3 protein-coding genes are annotated in these 4,367 nt (G+C 53.2%); all 3 read right to left on the bottom strand.

Features of this window, described 5'->3' with window-relative positions:
- Positions 1-192: 192 nt before the first annotated feature.
- Entirely contained in the window at positions 193-1,842 is a 1,650-nt protein-coding gene (locus ACI3UA_RS01610) for an alpha-glucoside-specific PTS transporter subunit IIBC (protein WP_439723092.1), read from the bottom strand.
- Between the two features lie 39 nt (positions 1,843-1,881).
- Positions 1,882-3,207 carry a 6-phospho-alpha-glucosidase gene (locus tag ACI3UA_RS01615; RefSeq protein WP_439723090.1) on the bottom strand — a complete coding sequence of 442 codons (1,326 nt, stop codon included), beginning with the start codon at positions 3,205-3,207 and terminating at the stop codon, positions 1,882-1,884.
- Between the two features lie 199 nt (positions 3,208-3,406).
- Positions 3,407-4,171, bottom strand: a complete 765-nt coding sequence (locus ACI3UA_RS01620; RefSeq protein WP_439723091.1) for a MurR/RpiR family transcriptional regulator — start codon at positions 4,169-4,171, stop codon at positions 3,407-3,409.
- Positions 4,172-4,367 lie beyond the last annotated feature (196 nt).

The following is a 4,367-nucleotide window of genomic DNA, read 5'->3' on the forward strand; positions in this document are numbered from 1 at the left end:
TCTGATACGCAACCTTGCCATGCCACCATTTACGCTCCATATTTCCCACTCCTCCGCTATGCTGACAGGATGAAGCCACCAACGGCAACAGCCCTGTGCGTCCGTCGGCGGATATGGCACCGCCCTTCATCCATAATCATGTTTTATAGCATTATTTTACTACAAAACCAGCGCATAAAAAAGCTGATAAAATTATTCTTCCGGAGCCTGTACCGTATCCGTGCCTGCAGTTTTCCCTGCGGCCGCAGTCCTGCCGCCTTCACCCAGCAGGGCCTCAAAGCGTCCGCGCAGCTGTGGCACGGAAAGCCCCACGATAATCTGTACGGCCCTGCCATTCTGCACCAGTCCGTGAGCACCGGCCTCAATGAACGTTTCCACGGACTGAACCAGCCCCTCGTCCCTGACGGTTACCCGCAGGCGTGTCGCGCAGTTGGTCACATCCACGATGTTTTCCCTGCCGCCCAGGGCCGCCAAAAAATCAGCCGCCTTGCGGTCACGCTCATCCGCCGCCTGTTCCTCCGCCACCTTTGCCCTGTAATCAGCCTTTCTGTACAGCCTTGCCGCCTCATCACCACGGCCGGGAGTTTTTAAATCCAGCTTCACAATCAAAAACCTGAACACAGCAAACCACACAGCCGTAAAGCACAATCCGATGGCTATCTGGGTGAGGTAGGTCATGTAGTGGTTGCTCCAGAGCGGAACCCAGTTCTGAAACAGGCAATCAAAAATACCGCCGCCAAAATTGCCCCTGACACCAAAATAATACATCACCGATGCCAAAGTGCCTGCCAGAAAGGAATGGACGACAAAAAGCATCGGCGCCACAAAAAGGAAGGTGAACTCCAGCGGCTCCGTAATGCCACAGCACATAGCAACCAGTGCCGCCGGCAGAAGCAGTGCGGCCACCCGCCCGCGGCTTTCCCTGTCGGCAGTAAAGTAGATGGCCAGAGCAATGCCGGGACAGCCAAACAGCTTGCTCATGCCGTGCAGGGCAAAGCCGCCCTCCGGAAAAAGCTCCGCCAGCGGCCTGGTGGAAGCGGCAAACTCCTGAATATGCCCCAGCCAGTACACCTGAATGCCATTATCAACAACGGCAGGCCCGAAGATAAACGGAAAATAAATAAAATGGTGCAGTCCGGTGGGAATAAGCACCCTTTCCAAAAAAGTATAAATCCACACGCCCAGTATGCCGGCATCGGTCAAAAAAACCTGCAGGGAGGAAATAGCCGCCTGAAACTGCGGCCACACAAAACAAAAAAGCCAGGCAACCGGCAGCATCAGAACAAAACCGGCCGAAACCACCAGCGAGGAACCCCTGAAAATGCCAAGGCTTTCAGGCACATTCACATCAAACAGCCTGCCGTGCAGCCAGACGGAAAGGGAAGCGATGAGAATAGCGCCTATGATGCCTGTATCAAGGGTCTTGATGCTTGCCACGAGGGCAAGGCCGGAGCCCGATACAGCTTCTCTGGCAAAATCCACCCCGAAATCGCTTCCCCAAATGCTGAGTATCGCGTGGACATAGTAGTTAAAAATGACATATATCAGAAAAGACTCCATGCAGGCACGGGCATTTTCCTTTTTGGCCAGTCCTATCGGCAGGGCAATAGCAAAAAGCAGTGGCATCTGGCGAAAAATCGTCCATGCCCCTTCCTCAAGAATAAACCAGAAATTTGACCAGCCGGTTCCCTTCTCCGCCACCGCCCCCAGAATCATCGGGTTTTGGCAAAGGATGGACACGGCTACAAACAGGCCAAACACGCCGAACATAATCACCGGGGTAAACATTGCGCCGCCAAAACGCTGAACCTTCTGCATGACGACATCCTTGGAAATAAACATTTCATTCACCTCTTTCAAAACCATCTTCTGCCGGCGCCGTCATTTCAGCTCAGGCCAGTACCCCCTGTTAGCCTCAATCAGATCGTCCAGAATCGCCTTGGCCACAGAAGCGCTCGGCACCGTCCTCGACAGGGTGATAGCCTGCCACAGGGCCTGATAACTGCCATTAATCCACGCATCGACAACCAGCTTTTCCACCGCAACCTGCTGTTCCATCAGCCCCTTCTGGAACAGGGGAATCCTGCCGATGGAGATTTTTTCATAGCCGGCGGAGCCCACCAGACACGGGATTTCCACCATGGCATCCGAAGCAAAATTAGAAATCGCGCCATCGTTTTCCACAATCAGTAGCATGCGGGCCTGCCTGTTAAAAGCAATCGCTTCCGCCAGGTCCACAATATAGCTGGCATGCTCATCACTGTGAAACCCGCACCCTGCGGCCGTCCCCCTGGCCACAATATCAGCGGCGGCGGCAAAAACCTCCTTCTCGCGATGCTCCATCACCTCGCTGGCACGGGTATGCTCCGGATGGCGGCTGTCATGCCTGAACACATAATCAGGAAAAAGATAATATTTCAGATAGGTGTTGGGCAGTGTGTCCGGGTCTACAGCGTATACATCCCTCGCCTTGGCAAAGGTTTCCCGCCAGTCCGGCTCCGTACCGGCATCAGAATCCACCACATAGCCGCATCCGGCCACATGCGCCTTGATAGCAGGCATCAGGTCGTTGCCATCCCTGTCGCGGATGTCGCACCACCAGCCGAAATGATTCAGGCCGTAGTAGCGCACCGTCATTTCCCTGCGGCTTTTCAGCCCGGCAATTTCGGCCATGCGCTCCTCAATCCCCACAGGCATATCACAGATATTGATAACTCTGGAGCACGGGCGCAGACGGCGGCAGGCCTCCGCCACAATGGCCGCAGGGTTGGAATAATTCAGCATCCACGCATCGGGAGAATATTTCTCCATGTAGTCCAGAATCTCGATTACGCCGCCAATGGAACGCATGCCGTAAGCAATGCCGCCGGGCCCGCAGGTTTCCTGCCCCAGCACGCCATGGCGCATGGGGATTTTTTCATCCTTCTCGCGCATTGCATACTTGCCCACGCGGATATGGGCCATGACAAAATCCACATCCGAAAAAGCCTCCTCCGGCCTAACCGAGTACGAAAACGCAATATCAGGGGCCCGCTCCGCCAGAAGTATCCTGCACGCCTCCGCAATCTTTTTCTGGCGCTCCGCATCATTGTCATAGAGCTTAATCTGGCGGACAGGGAACCTGTCCTGATGCTCCAAAAGCATCAGGACGATTCCCGGCGTAAAGGTGCTTCCCCCGCCCGCAATGACAACAGACGATTTCTTCATAAAAAAACACTCCCTTCATAACTACAGACTATGGAAATTTACGCAATCACCATGCCTGAATAGTATCCAAAAAGGAGTGTAACGTCAATATTTTCAGCGCCTTACGGGACTTATCACCACAAATTGCACCATGTCACAAATACCTGTGACATATCACACAAGCATAAATAAATTTTATAGCTCATATCCCACTGCCCGTCTATCTCTGCTCCGATAAAAACTGCGTATAGCTCACAAACCAGATTTCCACCAGCAGAAAAAAGCCCAGCATGGATTCATAGGGAGTATCATCCCTGTGCAGTACAGGCAGGCGGCACATGCTCACGTAGAGGCTGGCCGAGGAAAGCCCGGCCAGCGTGTTGTCTTTCAGTCTGGTGATGGAAATCACAGGCACCTCCCTGGCGCGAAGCTGGCGGGCAAACTCCACCACATGCTCCGACTCGCCGCTCAGGGATATAATGATGAACAAATCCTCCTTGGTCACATGGGCGGCAATATGCCTCATCTCATCACGCCCGTTGACATGGATAAAATACAGCTCATCAAAAATAAAAATCCGGATAAGCTCATCAGCCACATTGCGCTGCATATGGCCGGAGGCGTAGACAAAAACCTGCCTGGCCCTGCACAGAAGACGGTTGACATACAAAAAATTCTGTCTGGCAATCTCTTCCCCCAGCCTGTGGCAGAGCCTTGTAGCTGCCTGTGCAATATCACCGGCAGGACGCTCCCTGGTCTGCCTGTTCTCCATTTTCAGCATCATCTTCAGGTCGCTGAACCCGTCCAGCCCCAGCTTCTTGGCAAACCTAAGCACCGTGGTACGGGAAACGTTGCAGGCAGACGCTATGTCATAAATAGAAATATAACAGCACTCCCTGCGGTGGGATAGAATATAGCGCCAGACTATAAAATCCGTAGGATTCAGCACCCCCAGATGACGATTGACCAGTTCCTCCAGTTTCATGCTATCAACACCTCGCTTCGCTTGCAGGAACACACAAAAAACGATGCACCATGCCCATCCCTGCTATAACAGACTCAACAGCAAAAATCCCGCATCAAGCCTCCTTGATGCGGGATTGTCGAACTTATTTATCTTCTTTCGTCGGATAATGCGGATGCGCCTTGACGTATTCCACCGGACGGCTCCAATCAACATG

It is taken from the genome of Anaerovibrio sp., from assembly GCF_051866355.1.
In the GTDB taxonomy this organism is placed as follows: Bacteria; Bacillota; Negativicutes; order Selenomonadales; family Selenomonadaceae; genus Anaerovibrio.

Bases quoted from the DNA above. Each gene is read 5' to 3' on its own strand.
- ACI3UA_RS01620 (WP_439723091.1), bottom strand. From the start codon at position 4,171: ATGAAACTGGAGGAACTGGTCAATCGTCATCTGGGGGTGCTGAATCCT.
- ACI3UA_RS01615 (WP_439723090.1), bottom strand. From the start codon at position 3,207: ATGAAGAAATCGTCTGTTGTCATTGCGGGCGGGGGAAGCACCTTTACG.
- ACI3UA_RS01610 (WP_439723092.1), bottom strand. From the start codon at position 1,842: ATGTTTATTTCCAAGGATGTCGTCATGCAGAAGGTTCAGCGTTTTGGC.